This window comes from Candidatus Flexicrinis affinis (assembly GCA_016716525.1).
GTDB lineage: Bacteria > Chloroflexota > Anaerolineae > Aggregatilineales > Phototrophicaceae > Flexicrinis > Flexicrinis affinis.
In genome coordinates, this window is sequence record JADJWE010000001.1 from 131907 (window position 1) to 152301 (window position 20395).

20 protein-coding genes are annotated in these 20395 nt (G+C 61.4%); 18 read left to right on the plus strand and 2 right to left on the minus strand.

The features are described 5' to 3' along the window. Positions 1 to 77 precede the first annotated feature (77 nt). The 9 genes from IPM16_00480 (at position 78) to IPM16_00520 (ending at position 10184) form a co-directional block, all read left to right on the plus strand. Positions 78 to 359 carry a hypothetical protein gene (locus IPM16_00480; GenBank protein MBK9121583.1) on the plus strand — a complete coding sequence of 94 codons (282 nt, stop codon included), beginning with the start codon at positions 78 to 80 and terminating at the stop codon, positions 357 to 359. Next, on the plus strand, positions 356 to 1288 hold the full coding sequence (locus IPM16_00485) for an NAD(P)-dependent alcohol dehydrogenase (protein MBK9121584.1): 933 nt from the start codon (positions 356 to 358) through the stop codon (positions 1286 to 1288). Before IPM16_00480 ends, IPM16_00485 begins: the two co-directional genes overlap by 4 nt. 80 nt (positions 1289 to 1368) lie before the next feature. After that, a complete protein-coding gene (locus tag IPM16_00490; GenBank protein ID MBK9121585.1) occupies positions 1369 to 1881 on the plus strand; it encodes a hypothetical protein in 513 nt (170 codons plus the stop codon). Between the two features lie 251 nt (positions 1882 to 2132). Next, positions 2133 to 3584 (plus strand): amidase, encoded by a 1452-nt coding sequence (locus IPM16_00495; GenBank protein MBK9121586.1) that lies wholly within the window; start codon positions 2133 to 2135, stop codon positions 3582 to 3584. 16 nt (positions 3585 to 3600) lie between these two features. After that, positions 3601 to 4698 carry a serine hydrolase gene (locus IPM16_00500; protein ID MBK9121587.1) on the plus strand — a complete coding sequence of 366 codons (1098 nt, stop codon included), beginning with the start codon at positions 3601 to 3603 and terminating at the stop codon, positions 4696 to 4698. Between the two features lie 105 nt (positions 4699 to 4803). After that, positions 4804 to 6489 carry a hypothetical protein gene (locus IPM16_00505; GenBank protein MBK9121588.1) on the plus strand — a complete coding sequence of 562 codons (1686 nt, stop codon included), beginning with the start codon at positions 4804 to 4806 and terminating at the stop codon, positions 6487 to 6489. Between the two features lie 93 nt (positions 6490 to 6582). After that, positions 6583 to 7623: an ABC transporter permease gene (locus IPM16_00510; protein MBK9121589.1), complete on the plus strand. Its 1041-nt coding sequence runs from the start codon at positions 6583 to 6585 to the stop codon at positions 7621 to 7623. Positions 7624 to 7634: 11 nt separating this feature from the next. Next, positions 7635 to 8576: an ABC transporter permease gene (locus IPM16_00515; GenBank protein MBK9121590.1), complete on the plus strand. Its 942-nt coding sequence runs from the start codon at positions 7635 to 7637 to the stop codon at positions 8574 to 8576. A gap of 27 nt (positions 8577 to 8603) precedes the next feature. After that, complete coding sequence (locus tag IPM16_00520) at positions 8604 to 10184, plus strand: amidohydrolase (GenBank protein ID MBK9121591.1); 1581 nt, start codon at positions 8604 to 8606, stop codon at positions 10182 to 10184. Positions 10185 to 10325: 141 nt separating this feature from the next. On the opposite strand, the gene IPM16_00525 is transcribed toward IPM16_00520, so the two are convergent. Further along, on the minus strand, positions 10326 to 11264 hold the full coding sequence (locus tag IPM16_00525) for a YihY/virulence factor BrkB family protein (protein ID MBK9121592.1): 939 nt from the start codon (positions 11262 to 11264) through the stop codon (positions 10326 to 10328). Between the two features lie 268 nt (positions 11265 to 11532). Between IPM16_00525 and IPM16_00530 the strand changes: the two genes are divergently transcribed. The 5 genes from IPM16_00530 to IPM16_00550 all read left to right on the plus strand — a co-directional run bounded on the left by IPM16_00530 (position 11533) and on the right by IPM16_00550 (position 14457). Further along, complete coding sequence (locus IPM16_00530) at positions 11533 to 12063, plus strand: DNA starvation/stationary phase protection protein (GenBank protein MBK9121593.1); 531 nt, start codon at positions 11533 to 11535, stop codon at positions 12061 to 12063. Positions 12064 to 12176: 113 nt separating this feature from the next. Continuing rightward, positions 12177 to 12344 (plus strand): DUF1328 domain-containing protein, encoded by a 168-nt coding sequence (locus IPM16_00535; GenBank protein MBK9121594.1) that lies wholly within the window; start codon positions 12177 to 12179, stop codon positions 12342 to 12344. 86 nt (positions 12345 to 12430) lie between these two features. Beyond that, a complete protein-coding gene (locus tag IPM16_00540) occupies positions 12431 to 12862 on the plus strand; it encodes a YggT family protein (protein ID MBK9121595.1) in 432 nt (143 codons plus the stop codon). Between the two features lie 82 nt (positions 12863 to 12944). Further along, positions 12945 to 13916: a diacylglycerol kinase family lipid kinase gene (locus IPM16_00545; GenBank protein ID MBK9121596.1), complete on the plus strand. Its 972-nt coding sequence runs from the start codon at positions 12945 to 12947 to the stop codon at positions 13914 to 13916. Beyond that, the gene (locus tag IPM16_00550; protein MBK9121597.1) at positions 13894 to 14457 is read left to right on the plus strand and encodes a dual specificity protein phosphatase family protein; all 564 of its coding nucleotides are present in this window, start codon (positions 13894 to 13896) and stop codon (positions 14455 to 14457) included. Before IPM16_00545 ends, IPM16_00550 begins: the two co-directional genes overlap by 23 nt. Positions 14458 to 14501: 44 nt before the next feature. Here the strand turns inward: IPM16_00550 and IPM16_00555 are convergent, their stop codons facing one another. Beyond that, a complete protein-coding gene (locus tag IPM16_00555; GenBank protein ID MBK9121598.1) occupies positions 14502 to 14756 on the minus strand; it encodes a YtxH domain-containing protein in 255 nt (84 codons plus the stop codon). 322 nt (positions 14757 to 15078) lie between these two features. Here IPM16_00555 and IPM16_00560 point away from each other — a divergent pair, with 322 nt between their 5' ends. The 4 genes from IPM16_00560 to IPM16_00575 are packed head-to-tail and all read left to right on the plus strand — an operon-like array spanning position 15079 to position 20379. Beyond that, positions 15079 to 17367 (plus strand): PAS domain S-box protein, encoded by a 2289-nt coding sequence (locus tag IPM16_00560; GenBank protein ID MBK9121599.1) that lies wholly within the window; start codon positions 15079 to 15081, stop codon positions 17365 to 17367. Beyond that, a complete protein-coding gene (locus IPM16_00565) occupies positions 17354 to 17797 on the plus strand; it encodes a response regulator (GenBank protein ID MBK9121600.1) in 444 nt (147 codons plus the stop codon). The genes IPM16_00560 and IPM16_00565 overlap by 14 nt, the downstream gene beginning before the upstream one ends. A 22-nt stretch (positions 17798 to 17819) precedes the next feature. Further along, positions 17820 to 19739 (plus strand): response regulator, encoded by a 1920-nt coding sequence (locus tag IPM16_00570; GenBank protein ID MBK9121601.1) that lies wholly within the window; start codon positions 17820 to 17822, stop codon positions 19737 to 19739. Between the two features lie 10 nt (positions 19740 to 19749). Continuing rightward, positions 19750 to 20379, plus strand: a complete 630-nt coding sequence (locus IPM16_00575; protein MBK9121602.1) for a response regulator transcription factor — start codon at positions 19750 to 19752, stop codon at positions 20377 to 20379. Positions 20380 to 20395: the final 16 nt, after the last annotated feature.

Sequence of the window (20395 nt, forward strand, 5' to 3'; positions counted from 1 at the left end):
GTGCTCCGCCCAGCGCAGCCCTGTCGCTAGCAACAGTGAGGACCGAACCGCAGATCAATAGCGAAAGACGAAACCGGATGTCACAACATAGTCCGAACACAAACCCCGACTCGCCCGCGACTTACGTGATCCAAGTCAGGGGGCGATTGGGACCGCAGTGGGACGATTGGTTCGAAGGGATGGCCGTTGCGCAGAACGACGCCGGTGACACGATCATCACCGGCACGGTCGCCGATCAGGCCGCGCTGCACGGGCTGTTGCGCCGTATTCGCGACCTCGGCCTGCCGCTGATTTCGGTCATACGTATCGATAACGGCGACGGCGATCCGTCGTCTAGCACACCGGAGGACTTACCATGAAGGCAATCGTAGCGACCCGATACGGCCGCGCCGACGGACTGCAGCTTAAGGACGTCCCGACGCCGACGCCCCAGTCAGATGAGGTCTTAGTTCGCGTGCATGCGGCTACAGTCACCGCAGGTGACGTGATGCTGCGCAAGACGGGTGGGACGCCGCTGTTTTGGCCGATCGTACGCGACCTGATCGGGATGCCGCCGCGTAAACGTACGCCGGGCCACGAGTTCGCCGGGGTGGTCGAGGCAGTCGGCGCCAACGTGACACGTTTCAAGCCCGGCGACGCCGTCTTCGGCACGACGACCGGCCTGACCGTCGGCGCGAATGCCGAATACGTGTGCGTGCCGGAGTCGCACTCGAAGAGCGTGCTGGCGATCAAGCCAGAGGCGCTGTCGTTCGAACAGGCGGCGGCGGTGCCGGTCGGCGCGATGACCGCGCTGTTTCTGCTGAGACATGCTGCCGTCGAGGCCGGGAACGCGGTGCTGATCTACGGCGCGTCGGGCAGTGTCGGGACGTACGCCGTGCAGATCGCCAAGGCGCTGGGCGCAGACGTCACCGGCGTGGCCAGCACAGGCAATGTCGAGCTTGTGCGCTCGCTTGGGGCGGGTCGAGTCATCGATTACACCCAAGAGGACTTCGCCGCCGCCGGTCCGATTTACGATGTCGTCTTCGATGCGGTGGGAAAAGCCCCGGTCGACAAGGCCAAAAGTATACTGAAGCCCGGCGGGAGATTCACCTCGATCCGTACCCTGACGCACGAGTCGGATGACGCGCTGGCATTCTTGCGCGGGCTGATCGACGCGGGTCAGCTCGTGCCGGTGATCGACCGGCGCTATCCGCTTGAACAGACCGCCGACGCCCACCGCTATGCCGAGACCGGGCGTAAGAAGGGCAACGTCGTAATCACGGTTGCCAGTGACTCGAGCCTGACCTAGATCGAGGTCGCGGGTTTCGATCCTATGACGATCTGTGACACACTTACACGCAAAGAGTCTCGATCATCACGAGGTGAGTCATGGCCCAAGATTCAAGTCTCCTGACCGCGATTGCCGAGATCGCAGGTGTCTTCGTCGGCTTTGGCGCGCTGATCAGCGTAACGCGCAAGTCGGACATCGATACCTCGCAGCTCGGGCAAATTCGCGCTGTTGTGACAATCGGACTCGTCGTCATCGTCGCGGCCCTCATTCCTGTCGGGTTGGGGCACTACGGCGTGACGGGTCATGATCTGTGGCTGGTGTGCAGCATTGTTTTCCTTGCACTGATCTGGGCTGTCACGCTTTCTTCGCTTCGCAACCGCGAGAACCGGCAGTTGGCGCTCAGCCGGGCACACGACAACCCGATGATGGCGGCGTTCTTTTGGCTGCTGCTCGAAGTCCCGATGCAGGTACCGCTGCTGCTGGTGATCCTCGGTGTACGCCCTGACCTCGACGCCGCGTTTTACCTGACCGCGCTGGTGCTCAATCTCTTTCAGGCCGCGTTCGTCCTCGCTCAGTTTGTGTATTCGCAGGCGATTGATCGCAACCAATAAGCCCGCGCGAGGATGACACAGCCCGCATCGTAGTCCTCGGGTTGGTGCGAACGCTCCGTCACGCCGCCTGCACGGCAGGCCGGCAAGAGTCGGGATGTCCCGATCCGTTCGGCTGATGGACGCAGATGGATCTCCTTTTTGTCGCACGCGTGCTAAACTCGCAAGTGGTGGCTCGGCTTGGATCGGGCGGATTGGTGACACACGCAGATGCCGGGGCAACTATTTCGGTGCGGGCGGGAGCAAGTATGACAATGTCAAATCCGGTTTTCGCAACGGCCAGCGATCTGGTACGGCAATTTGCCTCAGGCGAACAGCGTGTCACGCCGTATCTTGAGCTGCTGCTCGACCACATCGAGCAGCACAATCCACGGATCAATGCGATCGTGACGCTGGATCGCGACGACGCCCTCGCGCGCGCCAAACAACTCGACGCGCAGGGACCGCAGGCCGGGCAGACTCTGTGGGGACTGCCGGTCACGATGAAAGATGCGTGGTCCGTGAAAGGCATGCGGTCTACCGGCGGCTATCCCCCCTTGGCCGATCATGTGCCGGATCGGGATGCGACCGTGGTCGAACGGTTGCGCGGTGCCGGTGCAATCGTGTTCGGCAAGACCAACGTACCCATTCTGTCGACCGATACGCAGACCCACAACGAAATCTTCGGTCGCACCGACAACCCGTGGAATACGGACCGCACGCCGGGCGGATCGAGCGGCGGCAGTGCGGCGGCGGTCGCCAGCGGAATGTCTCCGCTCGATATCGGCAGCGACATCGCCGGATCGGTCCGAATCCCTGCCCACTACTGCGGCGTATACAGCCTCAAACCGACCGAATACCGCGTGTCGACCGCTGGACACATCCCGCCGCTGCCCGAGTCTCCGCGTGGGGTGCGCCGGTTCAGCGTCGCCGGGCCGATCGCACGCTCGGTGGACGATCTCGAACTGGCGCTGCGCGTGATCGCCGGCCCCGACCCGCGTTATCTGGATATCCCCCCCGTGCCGCTGCCTGAACGGACAGATGCGCCGGCCTTGAACCACATGCGGATCGCGTATGCGGACCGCTTCGGCCACGTGCCGGTGACGGACGATACAACCCGCGTGATTCACGACGCGGCAGATCGATTGGGGCACGGTGGCGCGGACGTTGAAAAGGTTGTCCCGGAAGGGTGGACATTCCCGGACGTGTGGGAGCTGTATGGCTTCCTCTACTGGTCGGTGGTTGGCGCGTCCCTGCCGCCGGATATCGACGTGTCGGAAGCCGAATTCGCCGGCTTCACGCCGGACTCCCCCGACGCGTTCTCGCGCGGGGCAGGCAAGGCCGTCAACGTCTCGCTGCGCGCCTATGGACGGGCCATGCTCGATCGCGACCGGGTCATCAACGCGCTGGACTCATTCCTCGAAGAACACGACGTATGGATATGTCCGGTCACCGCAACGCCGGCCATCCCGCATATCCCGCACATGTCGAACGTGCAGGTCGGTTCGCAGACGATCAACTACTTCGAAATGGGCACGTACTACTGCATGCCTTTCAACTTGACCGGCCACCCGGTAGTAGTGATCCCGGCCGGCTTTTCGCAGGACGGGCTGCCGATCGGCCTGCAGATCGTCGGCCGGCGTTGGGATGAAATTCGCCTGTTGGCGTATGCCCGTCGGATCGACGAGGCACTCGGCGCGTACCGCCCGCCACCGGACTGTGTGTAACGGGCTGGTCGTCGTGATGCGCCGCAGTGTTGTCGTTCTTCTCTGTTTGGCCGTAATCGTCGGGCTGACCGCCGGCGCGCAGGACGCCGCGTGTGGCCTGCCGACCCACGGCTGGGAGACCGCCGTACCCGAAGCTGTCGGGCTGGACGGCGCGCGGCTCGAATCAAGCGAGACGACGGTGGAGGACGAACTCCCTTTCGTGCGCAGCGTGCTGGTGATCCGTCATGGCTGTTTGGCGTACGAGCAGTATTACGGTGACGTGGACGCAGACGAAGCGGTCAACGTGTTTTCGGTGACAAAAAGCGTGACGGCGACGCTGGTCGGGATCGCCCTTACCGAAGACGCAATCGGGTCCGTACATGACTCGATCGCGGATTATCTCGACCTTGAAGCCGACAACCCTCGTGCGGCGATCACCGTGCGCCACCTGCTGTGGATGCTCTCCGGCCTCGGCTGGGAGGAAGGGCGTTTGGCGCACATCGGTGGGATGCTGGCTGGCACACGCGATGAAGTCGGCTTCATCCTCGGCTTGCCACTTGACCACGTGCCCGGGACGACGTGGAACTACAGCACCGCAGACTCGCATTTGCTGTCCGCCATTCTCACTGCCGTCACCGGCGTTCCGACTTCCGACTTCGCCGCCGAGAAGTTGTTTGGTCCGTTGGGAATCGTGCCTGAGGAGTGGCAGGCTGACTCCGACGGGATCAACTTCGGCGGTACGCAGCTGTGGCTTACCCCGCGCGACATGGCGAAGTTCGGCTTGCTCATCCTCGCTGACGGGCGATGGGGTGACGAGGAGCTGGTATCGCCGGACTGGATCGCGTTCATGATCCGCCCGCAGTTGGCCGACCCGAGCGAGTATCGCCAATCCTACGCGGCGCACTGGTGGTATACGCTGTTCGACGGCTATGCGCCGATGGCTGCCGCGGTCGGATACGGCGGGCAGTTCATTCTCGTCGCGCCCGAACTCGACACGATCATCGTCGTAACGGCCAGCAGCACGCGCGGAAGTTCGTATATCAGTGGCGCGGCTTCGGCCCAGCAGGTTGAGGACATCCTCGATTACATCGAGTTGTCGGTGCTGCCTGCGCTCCAACCCGAACCGGCAAGGTAGAGTCCACGATTAGCGAAAGCAGGTGCTGCGCAGTAGACTCAGGGTTGTCGTAGGGTTCTAGATTTTCAGACCTCCACGTACTTCACCCCATATAGGAGCACGACCATGTCAAAACGTCCCCTTCTTCTTAGCCTCCTTCTTGTACTTGTGATCGTTGCCGGCAGCGTGTTGGCTCAAGACGGGCCGCGCGTGTTGAGGCTTGGCTACACCGAAGAACCGGACATGCTGATCGACTACACCAGCAATACGCTGCTGGGGTGGAGCATGTTCCGGCTGCACTCTCAACCCCAGTGGGGTACCAATCAGGAGCAGGAGATCGTCCCGATCTTGATTGAGGAACTGCCCAGCTATGAGAACGGCGGCATCGAGCTTACCGATGCCGGCACCATGGTGATCAAATTCACCATCGCCGATTGGGCAGTGTGGTCGGACGGAACGCCCATTACCACGGCCGACTTTGTGCTGCCGTACGAGATCGCCAACGACGGGGTGAGCCAAGTCCTTGGTTACCGGATGCTCGGTGGTTCGGCGGGTACGGTCGCGCAGGGCGACACCGAGAAGGATGTCGTCATTACGTTCGATGTGCCTAATCCGGACTGGCAGTACGCTGCGGTTGTTCCACTTCCGAACCATGTCTTGCGTGAGAGTTACGAGGCCGATCTGGCCAATGGTCTTGGTTTCGAGCTCAATGCTTGGATCCGGCAACCCACGGTGTCGAACGGCCCGTTCGTATTTGCCGAGTGGGTGACCGGCAGCTACCTGCGCTTCGTCAAGAACCAGAACTACTGGAAGGATGTCTGGTTCGACGAAGTCGTGCTGAACTTCTACTCCGACGTGAGCGTCCTTGAGCAGCTCATGGTCGCTGGTGAACTCGACATGACCCGCTATATCCTGCCGGCGTCGCGCGCGGCCGATCTGGTGGCGGCCAACGATTTCCTCGATGTCCGCACGTCGTTCGGCGGCATCCGGCTCGAACTTGAATACAATCAGGGGCCGAACGGTCACCCGGCGTTGAAGGATCAGCGTGTGCGCCACGCGATGAGCATGGGCATCGACCGCCAGTTCATGGTGGACGAGATCTACAACGGCATCGCCGAAATCGCCAATACGTGGTGGGCCGGCACGCCGTGGTACAACCCGGATGCGCTGATGCTGCCGTTTGATCCTGCTGGCGCTGTCGAGATGCTGCGTGAGGCTGGATGGTACGATGAAGACGGCGACGGCGTCGCAGAGGCGCACGGTGTCGAAGGCGTCGATGACGGTACGCCGCTTGAGATTACCGCGACGACCTACGCCGACATCCAGCACTATCAGGACTCGCTGCTGTACGTGCAGGACGTGCTGGCGGATATCGGCGTCAAGATGAATATCACGCTGCACACGATCGCCGAAATCCACGGTTCGTTCACGAACAACAGCCCGCTGGCGACCGGTCAATACGATGCGTACCTCGTAGCATGGGTGCCCGGTGTGGCGACTGTCGCGACGTTTGGTCCGTACTACTGCACCGACTTCCCGAGCGAGGAAAATCCGTTCGGCCTGAACGGCCCGCAGATCTGCAACGAACGCGTCGACGAACTGTGGACATCGCTGTTCGTCTCGCTCGATCAGGCCGAGCGTGAGGCCGCCGCCAACGAGATTCAGGTGTTGATGGCCGAGGATCTGTACACGCAGTACCTCGTCAATGTCCTGTATGCGGCGACCTACAACAAGCGGCTGGTGTGGGAGAACAGCGACGTGAGCGACTTTACGCCGTGGCTGCATCTGGCCGAATGGCGTAACGAAGGATAGGCCAGCCTGAGCCGGGCGGGGGCGTTCATCGTCCCCGCCCGGACCGTTGGTCACAATTGCCAAGTTTCGTACGGCCCCCGCAAGGACCGCACCATGCGTACGTATCTGACCCGGCGGGTGCTTCAGATCATCCCGCTGTTGTTCATTATCAGCGTGATTCTTTTCGCGCTGATGTATTCGATCGGCGATCCGCTGGCGATCGTGATGAATGTTCCACGGCGACCCAGCGGTGCGCAAATCGAACAGGCGAGCCGACGTCTCGGTTTCGACCAGCCCATTTACGTGCAGTATGCCTACTGGCTGGTCGGGAACGATTGGACGTACATCGACTTCGATGGAGACGGCGATACCGACGAAGAGATGCGCGGCACGCGGCGCGGCATCTTGCGTGGCGACCTCGGCACGTCGTTGATCACGCGGCAGGATGTCGCCACACGCATCGGCGAACGATTAGGCAACACCTTCTTGCTGATGCTACCGGCGTACGTGCTGATCCTGCTCATTTCGTTCACGCTCGGGGTGATCTCAGCGCTGCGCCAGTACTCCCTGCTTGACGGCGTGCTGACGACCGCTGCGTTCATCTTCTATTCGATGCCGATCTTTCTGGTGGCGTTAGGGATGATCCTGCTGTTCGCGGTCGCCTTCCGCAATTGGGGCTTACCGCATCTGCCGATTGCCGGCATGGGGCGCCCCGGCGAGGAGCGCACGCTGTTCACCCTGCTGCCGTACATGATCATGCCGGTGTTGAGCATCACGCTGGTCAGCTCGGCGGCTTACATGCGCTATGTGCGTGCCAGCGTGCTCGAGGTCATCAATCAAGACTATGTGCGGACGGCGCGATCGAAGGGAATTGGGGAGCGCCGCGTGTTGTTCATCCACGTCCTGCGCAACGCCGCGCTGCCGCTCATCACTATCGTCGGCCTCGATGTGCCGTTCTTATTGGGTGGAGCAATCGTCACCGAATCGATCTTCGCGTGGCCGGGCATGGGCATGCTGTTCATCGAAAGCCTAGAGCGCTCCGATTACCCGGTGCTGATGGCGATGCTCATGTTCGTCGCGATCTTCGTCATCATGTCACAGCTGATCACCGACTTGCTGTACTCGCTGCTCGACCCTCGCATACGGCTGAGTTAGGACCGGTGGCTATGGCGCACACGACATCGAACGGCACGGTCAGTCTACACGAGGTAGACCTCAAGCACGAAACGCTGCTTCAGCAAATCTTCGCGCGTTTCCGCCGGCATCGGATGGCGATGGTCGGCGTGGCGCTGATGGCGCTGATCACACTGTATGTGGTCGGTGGATCGTTCTTCATCACCGAGCGCGAGGCCAACGACACGAACTTCCAGAACAAGTGGGGCGCGCCGTCGGTCGAGCAGCCGTTCGGCACCGATGCGCTGGGCCGCGACGTGCTGGCGCGTACGATCTACGGCGGGCAAGTGACATTGCTGATCAGTCTGCTGGCAATGGTCGTGACGGCCGTGCTCGGTACAACATTGGGGCTGATCTCCGGCTACTACGGTGGATGGGCGGACAGCGTGATCATGCGTGTGTCGGAGGCGCTGCTGACGATTCCGCTGTTGTTCCTGCTGCTGGTGATCACCAAGTTCATCGGCAGTCAGGTGCCGGCGGTGAAGGTGTTCGGGCGCGAGTTTAGTGGGAGCGTGATCGTCGTCATCCTCGTGCTGGGGTTCACGGGCTGGATGGGCCTTGCGCGCATCGTCCGTGCACAGGTGCTGTCGCTGCGCGAGCAGGAGTTCGTGACGGCTGCGCGGGCGCTCGGCGCCCGCAACCTGCACATTCTGTTTCGCCACATCATGCCCAACACGCTGGCTCCGGTGATCGTCTACACCACGCTCGGCATCTCCAACGTCATCCTACTTGAGGCTTACATCGGATTCCTCGGCATGGGTGTTCAACCTCCGACCGCCAGCTGGGGCAACATGATCCAGCGCGCGACGGAGAAAATCGACTCTGCGTGGTGGATGTGGTTGTATCCCGGAGGACTCATCTTGCTGACGGTTATCAGCATCAACTACATCGGGGATGGCCTGCGTGACGCACTCGATCCGTATAGCAAGAAGTAACCGATCCTATTGTAAGGAGGCAGTCTGATGCTCGTCTTTTACAACGGCACTATTCGGACGATGGACCCGGTGAATCCGGTCGTCGAGGCGGTCCTTGTCGGTAATGATGGGCGCATTCGCGCGGTCGGCTCGCGGGCGGAGGTCGAGGCGTCCGCCGGCGGCGCCGAGCGCGTCGATTTGCAGGGCCAAACGCTGATTCCCGGGTTCAACGACGCGCACGTTCACGTGCAGTGGCTCGGCCTAATGCTGACCCGCATGGTGGACGCGACAATCGTCAAGGCCTCGACCATCGACGCGATCGTCGAGCTGTATCGCCAGCGCGCTGCCGAACGTGAACCCGGCGAGTGGGTGACCGGCGGCGGCTACAACGAAAACTTCCTGCCTGAAAAGCGGCATGTTACGCGGCACGACCTTGACCGTGCCAGCACGCAGCATCCCATGTCGTTGACACACACCAGCGGTCATGTCAGCGTGGCCAACAGCCTTGCGCTCCAGATCGCCGGCATCACGCGCGACACGCCCGACCCACAGGGCGGTCATATCGTGCGCTACGACAACGGCGAGCCGACCGGCGTGCTCGAAGAAACGGCGATGACGCTGGTCATGCAGCACATCCCGGAGTTGACTGAAGCCCAGATGGCCGATGCGATCCGGGCCGCCATGGCTCACGAGCTCAGCCTCGGCATCACCAGCGCCACCGATCCGGCGGTCGATCCGTTTCACATCAAGGTGTACCGGCAGTTGGAAGCGGCGGGCAAGCTGACCGTCCGCATCAACCTGCTGGCGGAGCGGCGCAACGGGGACGTGATCTATCCGCTGCCCGAGAAGTACGTCAGCGATACGCTGCGACTCGACAGCGTGAAGTTCTTCGCCGATGGCGGCATGACCAGCGCGACGGCCGCGATCCGCGAGCCGTATAAGGAAGTCGGCGGTCACGGCATCATGATCTACGAGACCGAGCAGTTGGCCGACTTGATGTGGGAATCGCACGAGGCGGGCTTCCATATCGCCACCCATGCCAACGGCGACATCGCGCTCGATCAGGTCATCAGCGTGTACGAGATGGTGACGGATCGTAAGCCTGTGCCTAAACTGCGGCATCGCATCGAGCACCTCGCGCTGCCCGATCCCGAGCACCTGCAGCGGCTGGCGAAGATCGGGGCGATGGCCGCGACTCAGACCGTCTTCCTCCCCGCGATGGGGCCGACCTACCGGCGTTACATGCCGGATGTCTACATCCCGCGCGCGTATGGCGTACGCGACATGCTGGACGCGGGAATAGACGTGGCGCTCAGCACCGACGCGCCGGTCGTGCCGGACGACAACCCGTTGATCGGGCTCAAAGCGGCCGTCGATCGTAAGGATCACGCTGGCGTCCCGCTGGCGGCGAATCAGGCGATCACGATGGACGAGGCGTTGTACGCGTATACGATGGGCGGGGCGATCCTCAGCGGCGATCAAGACAATCGTGGCAGCATTACGCCGGGCAAGTGGGCCGATCTGGCGATCCTGAGCGGCGATCCGGTTACGACCCCGGTGGATGATCTGCTCAGCTTGCATGTCGAGGCCACGTATGTGGGCGGACAGTGCGTCTACAGGCGTAGTTGAAGCGCGTTATCGCTGCTGACAACCGGCCGCAGGTGACAAGCGACTAGGAGAAAACCCGCCGTACAACAGTCGTCACGGTCTACGTATTGGCGTTGCGAAAGCTGCTCGGATTTCCGGTTACGAGGCAGACGGGTGTTGGTCCTACGTATTGGCTGCTACTTCGGCGCCCGGTGAAACCCGGCCGGACTCGGCCACCTTGCGCAGATCTTGCGAGGCCGGAGAGTCGGGTTCGGCCAACGAACCGTACTTGCGCGAATAGACCTGTGTGAATTCCGCGCCGAGCAGGACGATCTGCGCCGAATAGTAGATCCACAAGAGGATGAGCACGAAGCTCCCGGCCGCGCCGTACGCGCTGGTGGCACCCGCCCGGCCCAAATACAGCCCGAGCGCGGTCTTGCCGATTGTAAACAGCACCGCAGTGATCAGCGCGCCAATCCACACGTCGCGCCACTGTAGCCTGATATCCGGCAGGAAGCGATAGATCATGGCGAACAAGGCGGTGATGAGGGCAAGCGGAATGAGCGTGTTGAGCACGCCGAGCAGCACCTCTGCGCCCGGAAGCTGCGATGCAATGAACGTATCGAACAAGCTGAGCAGCGTGGTGAGGATCAGCGACATCAGAAGCAGCAGGCCGATCATCAGCACCATGCCGAACGACATCAGCTTGCCGAGAATAAATCCACGTGCGCCGGACGGTATGCGTTCTTCCGGTACCCCCCACACGGTGTTGAGTGCCGCCTTGAGCTGATCGAACGCGCTCAGCGCGCCGAAGATCAGCGCGCCCAGCCCGAGGACGGTCGACAGGATGCCGCTTGTGGGCTCGCGCAAGTTGTCGATCAATCCGGCAACCAGCTCAGCCGCCTGAAGCCCGACCGTTTCAGCGACGATCGACATGATCTCGTTACGCACGAACTGCTCTCGCAGCAGAAAGCCGCCGACTGCGATCGTCAGCACCAGCAGCGGGGCCAGCGAAAACGCGATGTAGTACGCCAACGCGGCGGCCAGCCGCGGTACCTTGTCTTGATTCCACTCACGCCAAGTCTGCTTCAGCAGGTCGAAGGTCGTGCCTACAATACCCATCGTTCCAGTCCGTCTCATCCGTTTTCGGTACATCAACGTGTTTCGCGTGGGTCACACGCGCGTTGACTCTAATGTAGTACCGGTTGTAGCACACCGGCACCCGGCCGTGATGCGCGGCTCAGCCCACCAGCATATGGGTCATATGGGCCACTTCGTCCGAAAACCGCCTACTTGACCCAGCCCGTCATCGTGCTGTGTGCTCATGCGTCGCGGCCGGCCTTGCGGCATGATGGATGGCGCTTTTCAGGTTCGAAAGGAGACGACAATCATGGCTTCCCGCACAAAGAAGACGCTGCCGTCCACGGTCGCAACGATGGCCCCCGCCCTTGGACTTGACGACAAGGCCCGCGAGGGTGTCGTCGATGTGCTGCAAGGCGTGCTTGCAGATTCACACGTGCTGTACATCAAGCTGCGCAAGTACCACTGGAACGTGACCGGCCCCGAATTTCACGCGCTGCACCAGCTGTTCGAACAGCAGTACACCGCGCTTGCCGACTCCATTGACGAGACGGCCGAGCGTATCGTCCAGTACGGCGTGAGTGCCATCGGCTCAATGAAGGCCTTTGTCGAGCTGTCCAGTCTGAAAGAGGATGCCACGGACGGTTTGCAGCTGAGCGCTACCACTATGGTCGAACGGATCGTCGCAGATCACGAGGCCGTTGTTCGAAAGCTGCGCGACGATATCGAGACGGTCGGCGAAGAGTATGGTGACGTCGCCGCCGAGGATTACCTGACCGGCCTAATGCAGGCGCACCAGAAGTTCGCTTGGATGACCCGCGCCATGATCCGTGGGGCTTAGGATTCAGACACCCAGTTGGCCTATGGCAGGTTGCATCGGCGTGCCCATGTGATACCGACGCGCATGACGTAGACTCCGAATATCAGTTGAGCCAGTCATCAGGAGGATGTCAAATGTTGAATCTGGCGCTGCTCTTCCTAGTGGTAGCAATCGCGGCGGCGATCTTCGGATTTGGTGGGATCGCAGGCACGGCGGCGGGTATCGCGCAGTTCCTGTTCGTGGTCTTCGTCGTGCTGTTCTTGGCGTCGCTGGTCTTGGGACGTCGGCGCGTCACCAGCTAGCCGCCTGACGATCGCTACAGGTGCAGGGGAAAGGTATCCCCCCTACCGATCCCCTGCATCCGCGTCCAGAAGAGGGAGAAATCCATATGAATATGGAACACCGAGAAGAAGTTGAAGTCGTTCACGACGGCGCGTACATGCACCGTCAGCAGGTCAGCGAAGTCGCGCCTAATTGGAAGACCGAGCTGGTTCGCCGTATTATCCAGCTCATCGCGTTCGCAACCGTGGTAATCGTCGTCTTGATCGGTATCCGGTTCGTGCTGCAACTGCTGGGCGCGAATGAGGCCAACACGTTCGGGAGCTTCATCTTCCAGTTGACCAATCCGCTGGTTGCGCCGTTCCTGAGTCTTTTCCCCAACAGCGAACCCGGAGTCGGCATGACGGTCGAGTGGTCGACGTTGGTCGCCGCGCTGGTCTACCTGCTCGCGGGCGGTCTGCTGACCGCGCTGATGCGGATCATCTTTGGCAGCAGGTTGGGCGTGCGCCGGGTGAAATCGGTCGAACGCCAGTATCGCTAATGCACACACGTCAATTTGCAGCGCCGGCGCCGGTATATGGGCCGGCGCTGCGTTATTATGTCTGGTTGGGAGTGCGAACAACGTGACCTCATCGAAGAGACGCCTCTGCGTCATTGTGAATCCAGTCTCGGGCGTCAACCGTTCGGCGCTCGAAATCATCGAGCGATTCATAGAGACCCACCGTGACCAGCTCGACGTGACGCTGTGCCACACGCGCGCCGGTGGTGACGCCACACGGTTTGCCGCGCAAGCAGCACAGAATGGCGTGGATCTGGTCGCGGCCTACGGCGGCGACGGGACAATGATGGAGGCCGCCATCGGGCTGGTAGGCACCGGCATCCCGCTGGTTATGCTGCCCGGCGGTACGGCCAATGTGATGGCGATCGACTTGGGCATTCCGAACGATCTGGAAGGCGCGCTGGCGCTGGCTGCGGCGCCCGATGTCCGCGTGCGGTCGGTCGACATGGGCAAGCTGGACGGCGAATACTTCTTGCTGCGCGCCGGCATCGGGTACGAAGCCGAAATGTCCGCACAGGCGGCACGCGGCGAAAAGTCGCGCAAGGGCCGGCTCGCATACTTCGAGAACGCGCTGCGCCGCCTGCGCAACCTCCGCCAGACGACGTATATCCTCACCGTAGACGGCGAGACGCATGTACGGCGCGGGGTGACCTGTATGATCTGCAATTCGAGCGGTGTTGGCATCCCCAACCTGCGGCTGACGTACAACAGCGACGTCAGCGACGGGTACCTAGACGTCATCGTGATTCGCAACATGCAGCCCGGCACGATTCTCAAGACGATCTTGCACATGCTTCGCAGCATTCTGCCGGGACCTAAACATCTGGGCCGTGTCCATGTCGATCACTGGCAGGCCAAGCATGTGACCGTGCAGATGAAGCGACGGCAGTTTGTCGCCCGGGATGGCGAGCCGCTCAAGCGCAGCAAGCGTGTGACAGCCGAAGTCGTACCGCATGCCATCAGAGTGATCGTACCGCCCGGCGTTCAAGCCGATACCGTAGCGGAGGATACCCGTGAGTCTTTGGGTCGAGATTAAGCGCCTGTTCGCCCTGATTCGCACACAGGGGCTGCGCCAAATGCTGATCGCCGCCGTCGACAAGCTCGTGCGCTGGATAACCGGACGCCCCTCGTATCGCTTCGGCTGGATCACCCCGTCGATCCTGCTCGGCGGTCAGCCCGCCAAGCGCGTGTGGCCCAGCCTGATCAACAACGGCATCACCGCCGTGATCAACCTGCGTGACGAACATGACTATTACGCCGAGATCGGGGACCTGCCGCTGCGTTACTTGTGGCTTCCGACCATCGACAACACCCCGCCGACCGTCGACCACCTATGGGAAGGGGTACGCTTCCTCGATGACGAAATTTCGCAGGGCGGAAAAGTATATGTACACTGCTGGGAAGGCCTCGGCCGAAGCCCGACGATGGTCGCCGCGTACTTGGTCACCAAGGGCATGGCGCCCGACGAGGCATGGCGGGCCATCCGCGACGTGCGTCCGTTCATCCGGCCAACCGGGACGCAAGAGCAGCGCCTTGAGGAGTTCGCTGGGATCGTGCACGGCGAAGCCACCGCCTGATCGAACGCATCGGGCGATGGCTTTCTGTGGGACCGCTTAGTCGATTAGCGGCGCGCTTCGGCGACGTGTTCCTCGACCTGTTGGCGCACCTGATCGGCCAGCTTCTGCCCCGCGCCCACAACGCCTTCGATCTGGTCGCCCAGCACGCGCCGGAACTCGTCTCCGCGGCGCGGCGCGAGCAGCAGCGCGATCACGGCGCCAATGGTCATGCTAAACACCGTAGCGACCACGACAAGGATGAATTGGCGCTGTTGAGCGCGAACTTCGGCTTCCCGGCTGTAATACACGCGGTCAGTCATGACGTTTTCCTCCACTCGTATGCTTTCTGGCAATTCGTCTGGCGGATCACACTGGCGCAGAACGAGATCGATACTCATGCCGACACTATAAAGCAGCCATGGTCAGCGCGAATGTGCAGTATGGCGGTTGTCGCGGCGGGTCACGTGGACAGGTCCGAATAGGTCAAGTGGGTACCCGGATATGGCCCATCTTCTCTGTGAATCCGCGCCCGCATGCGCATATATAGAGGGAGGCCGCTATGTTATCGGATATCATGCGTAGTTCGCGGGCTGAATACGCGGCAGACGACTCTCAGTACGACACAGATTGAATTGGCATCGGATGCGACTGGAATACTTGAAAGACCCGCACAAACTCCACCCCGTATGGCGCGTCGCGCTCAGCATTGTGCTCGTGGGTGCGGCGCTGGCGTTCTCGATTGCCTTCGAGCCTGTGATACGTTCTACGCCATACGCGATGTTCTTCGGTGCAGTCGCGCTGGCTGCGTGGCTCGGTGGATTGACGACCGGGCTGCTAGTCACCGTGCTTTCGGTCGTGGCCGCGGATTACTACCTGATCCCGCCGCTCGGCCGCGTGCTTTCCGCGCCGACCGATCTCGCCCACGTGGCGATCTTTGTTGGTGTGGCAATGCTCATTAGTTGGATCGATCATGCCCGCCGCCAATCGCTCCGATACATCGGCGAGGTGCGCGACGAACTACAAGCCCTTATGGACAACACGGCCGACGCGATTACGGCGCAAGATGCCACCGGCAAAGTCATCTTCGCCAACAAGGCGGCCGCTGAACTGACCGGCTATGCGTCGGTAAGCGAAATGCTGAACCAGTCCGTCTCGTCTATTCAGCGCCGATATGAAATGTTCGATGAACGCGGCGAGCCGCTCTCGTTTTCGCAGCTTCCGCGCAATCGCGTATTTCGCGAAGGCGTCGGCGGCGCTGTCCGCTTTCGCATGCACTACGTGGATGACCACAGCGATCGATGGATCGACCTCTCGAGCGCGCCGGTGTTCGATGCCAACCATAAGCCGCGGCTCGCGGTCAACGTGTTCCGCGATATCACCGAGTCGATGCAGCAGCATTCGCGTCTTGCGCAGATTCTCGACAACCTGCCCGCACTTGTGGGCATGCTGACCCCCGACGGAATCTTGATCGAAGCCAACCGAGTGGCGCTGCGGCTGGCGAATCTGCAGCGTGAGGACGTCCTCGGCAAACCATTCGCCGAAACGTACTGGTGGTCCTACGACGAAGTTGTAAAGGCGCAACTTCAGGATGCCATCCGCCGCGCGCGCGAGGGCGCGCTGGTGCAGTACGACGTAAGGGTGCGGGTGGGCGAAGGGACGTTCGCCACGATCGACTTCAGCCTATCGCCCATTCTGGACGACGCGGGCAAGGTGACGGCGCTGCTGGCCCGCGCGGTGGACATCACCGACCGGCTTCGCATGGAGCGCGAGCGCGCAGAACTCACGGCGTTGGTGGGTCAGGAGCGCACTCGCCTCGAAACCATCCTATCGCACATTCCCGGTATCGTATGGGAGGGTATCGGAGAACCGGACGGCAGCCAAAGAGTGCTCTACGTCAACCGGTATGCAGAGACCGTGTTGGGCTATCCTGTCGAGCGGTGGTATCAGAAGCCGTCGATCTGGCCCGAGATCGTGGTGTCGGACGACATGCCGGACGCGATCGAACGCGCGATGGGGGTCAGCGAAGGCGGCTCCCCCAACGTGATCGAGTTTCGGCTCAAGGCGAGCGATGGCCGCATCATTCCGGTCGAGTCGTTTACCGCTGTTGTTGGGCACGACCCGCACGACGGCCGGACTCATCGGGTCGGCGTCATCATGGATATCTCCCAACGCAAGCGCAATGAAGCCCTCCTCAAACGCTACATGGCCCGCCTGAAGTCCTCGAATGAGGAACTCCAGCAGTTCGCCTACGTGGCGTCGCACGATTTGCAGGAACCGTTGCGCATGGTGTCGAGCTACCTTCAGCTCATCGAGGCGCGCTACAGCGAACTTCTCGATCAAGACGGCAAGGAGTTCATCGACTTTGCGGTGGATGGCGCCAATCGTATGAAGCAGTTGATTCAAGACCTGCTGGTATACTCGCGCGTCGAGACCCGCCAAGGCCGCTATACCTCGGTCGACATGAACGACATCATCCGCCAAGTGCAAAGTAATCTGGCACTGACGATTGCCGAGACAGAGACGACACTCGAGGCCGACGAACTGCCGAAGCTCGTGGCCGATCAGGGTCAGATGGTGCAGTTGGTGCAGAATCTAGTCAGCAACGCGATCAAATTCCGTTCGCAAAAGGCGCCAACCGTACGATTTACCGCAGAACGTATACCCGGTTACTGGCAGTTCGCCATCCAGGATAACGGGATCGGAATCGAACCCAAGTATCAAGATCGGATCTTCGTGATCTTCCAACGCCTGCACGGACATGGTAAGTATCCGGGCACCGGAATCGGCCTAGCGATCTGCAAACGCGTAGTCGAGCGTCACGGCGGGCGAATCTGGTTCTCTTCAGAGCCCGGCGAGGGTACGACGTTCTACTTCACCATCGCAACCCATCTACAAAGTGGAGGAGAAGACGACGAATATGAGATTGCATGACGTTCAGCCCATCGAAATCCTGTTGGTGGAGGACAACGCCGGCGACGCCCGCTTGACGCAGGAGGTCTTGAAGGACAGCAAGATCAAGAACAACCTGCACATCGTGGTGGACGGGGTCGAGGCGATGGAGTTCCTGCATCAGCGCGGAATCTATTCCTCCGCTCCACGGCCTGACATCATCCTGCTCGACCTCAACCTGCCTCGCATGGACGGCCGCGAAGTCCTGCGCGAGATAAAGGAAGACGATATCCTGCGCCGTATTCCGGTCGTCATCATGACGACATCGGACGACGAACACGACATTCTGGCCGCATACGATCTGTATGCGAACTGCTATATCACCAAGCCGGTCGACTTTCAGCGGTTCATCGACATTGTGAAAACGATCGAGAATTTCTGGTTCTCCATCGTTCGGCTGCCGCCGGAATAGCGTTGGAATAGAGGCACGCGCGATGCCGTTCAAGAATCCGCTTTATGTCCTGCTGATCGAGGACAACCCGGGTGATGCGCGCCTGATCCGCGAGCTGCTCCGGGAGGTGCCGTCGTTCATCATTACCCACACCGAAACGCTGGCTGATGGTCTGCGCGCCGCTGAAGTGAACGAGTTCGACGCAGTCCTCATCGACCTTTCGCTGCCGGACAGCCACGGCGTGGCTACCGTACTGCGACTCAGAGAAGCGCTGTCGAACGTCCCACTGGTCGTGTTAACCGGCTCGCAGGACGAGCAGCTCGGTATCGAGGCGGTGCAAGCCGGAGCGCAGGACTACCTCATCAAGGGCGAGGTGGATGCGCGCATCCTTCAGCGCTCGGTCCGCTACGCACGCGAACGGCACCAGAGCGAGAAGGCCTATCGTTCGCTGATCGACGACGTGTTCGAAACGTCGATGGTGGGCGTATTGATCCTCGATCGCGGTTTCAATGTCGTTTGGATGAACGAGGCCATCGAGGTCTATTTTGGCGTATCGCGCGAGGCAATCGTCGGCGAAGACAAGCGCATCCTCATCGACAACAAGCTCAAGTGTATCTTCGCCGATCCAGACGACTACGCATCGCGCCTGCTGCGTGCTTATGAGGACGGCAGCTTCACCGATCGCTTCGAGTGCCACGTCACGCCCGGCGACGGCCGCGCCGAACGTTGGTTGGAGCATTGGAGCCAGCCCATCCGGCACGGCATGTACGCGGGTGGGCGGATCGAACAGTACACCGACATCACCGATCGCAAACACGCGGAATTCGCCGAGAGTCAGCAGCGGCAGTTCGCCGAAGCCCTTCGCAGTACCGCGGAAGCCCTCAACAGCACGCTCGATATCGAGGTCGTGCTCGATCGGATTCTGGAGAACATTGACAGCGTTGTCCCCAACGATGCCGCCAACATCGTCCTCCTTGAAGAGGATGAGCTGTACGTTGCCCGCAGTCATGGCGACGAACCGTTTGGCGCGGATCTACCCGCCAAAGCCTCGGTCGACCTGAAGACCGTACCAGCGTTCGACACCATGGTTGTGACGCGCAACCCGATCTGCGTCGCAGACATCAGCCAGACCGATCACCTCGGAGCGCTCGCAACCTCGACGCGCATGCGCGGGTATGTCGGTACGCCGATCGTGCTGCAGGACGATGTCGCCGGCTTTCTCAATGTTTTCTCGTACCGGGCGGCCGCGTTCGAACAGGACTCGGCCGACCGAATGAACGCCTTCGCGGCGCAAGCTGCCGTGGCAATCCAGAACGCGCGGCTATATTGGCGCTCGCGCGAGCTGGCCGCCGTTCAGGAACGCCAGCGTTTGGCCCGTGAGCTGCACGACTCCGTCAGTCAAACGCTGTTCTCGGCGCAGTCGATGGCGGAGGCGGGGTTGCGCCGGTGGGCCGCAAAACCCGAGCAGGCGCGGTCGCTTCTCGAGGACGTGCATCGGCTGTTGACGGGTGCGCTGGCCGAGATGCGTATTCTGCTGTTGGAGCTGCGTCCAGCCAGCCTCACGCAGGTCGGCCTCAAGCAGTTGTTCGAGCAGTACTTGCAGGGCACGCTCGCGAATCAGCGTATCCACATCGATTTCGAGATCGAAGATATACCGATCTTCGCCGGAGAGGCGCAGATTGCGCTCTATCGCATCGTGCAGGAAGCGGTCAACAATGTCATCAAGCATGCCGCGGCGTCTCGTCTGACCGTTCGTGCCGTGACCGAAGATGGCCGCTTGGTGTTGAGCGTCATCGACGACGGCCGCGGTTTCTCTGCCGAGAACTCGGGCTCGGTCAGCATGGGCCTCGGCATCATGCGCGAGCGCGCCGAGAGCATCGGCGCCGCGATGCGCATCGAGAGCGAAGCAGGTCAAGGCACCACCGTTATCGTTACATGGCCGATGGACTACGCTGAAGGGTAGGGCACGCACTATGGAAATCCGGATCGTACTGGCAGACGACCACGATATGGTACGCAAAGGGCTGCGGGTGTTGTTGGAGCAGTTCGACGACCTTGAGATTGTCGGGGAAGCGCGTGACGGTCAGGCTGCCATCGACGTGTGCCGGGAGCTCAAGCCCGACGTTCTGCTGCTCGACATGACGATGCCACAAATGAACGGCTTGACCGCACTGCCGCTGCTGCGCCAACACTGCCCTGAAACGCAGGTCATCGCCTTGACCAGCTTCGGCGATCCGGACACGGTGCAGACGGCGATCAAGAACGGCGCCATCAGCTACCTGATGAAGAACGTCACGGGCGACGAATTGGCAAGCGCGATCCGCAAGGCGCACGGTGGTCAGCCCACTCTATCCCCGGAAGCGACGCAGGTGCTGATGCGTGCGGCGACGCAGCCGCCGCCCCTCGGCCACGACTTGACCGAGCGTGAGCGCGAAGTGTTGGCGCTGATGGCGGAAGGCTTGAACAACCGCATGATCGGCGAACGCCTCTACATCAGCAGTTCGACCGTGAAGAATCATGTCAGCAGTATTCTGAGCAAGCTCGGGACCATCAGCCGCACGCAGGCCGTGGCGCTGGCGGTCGAACACGGGCTTGTCGGCTGACGTCTAGGCCACTGGC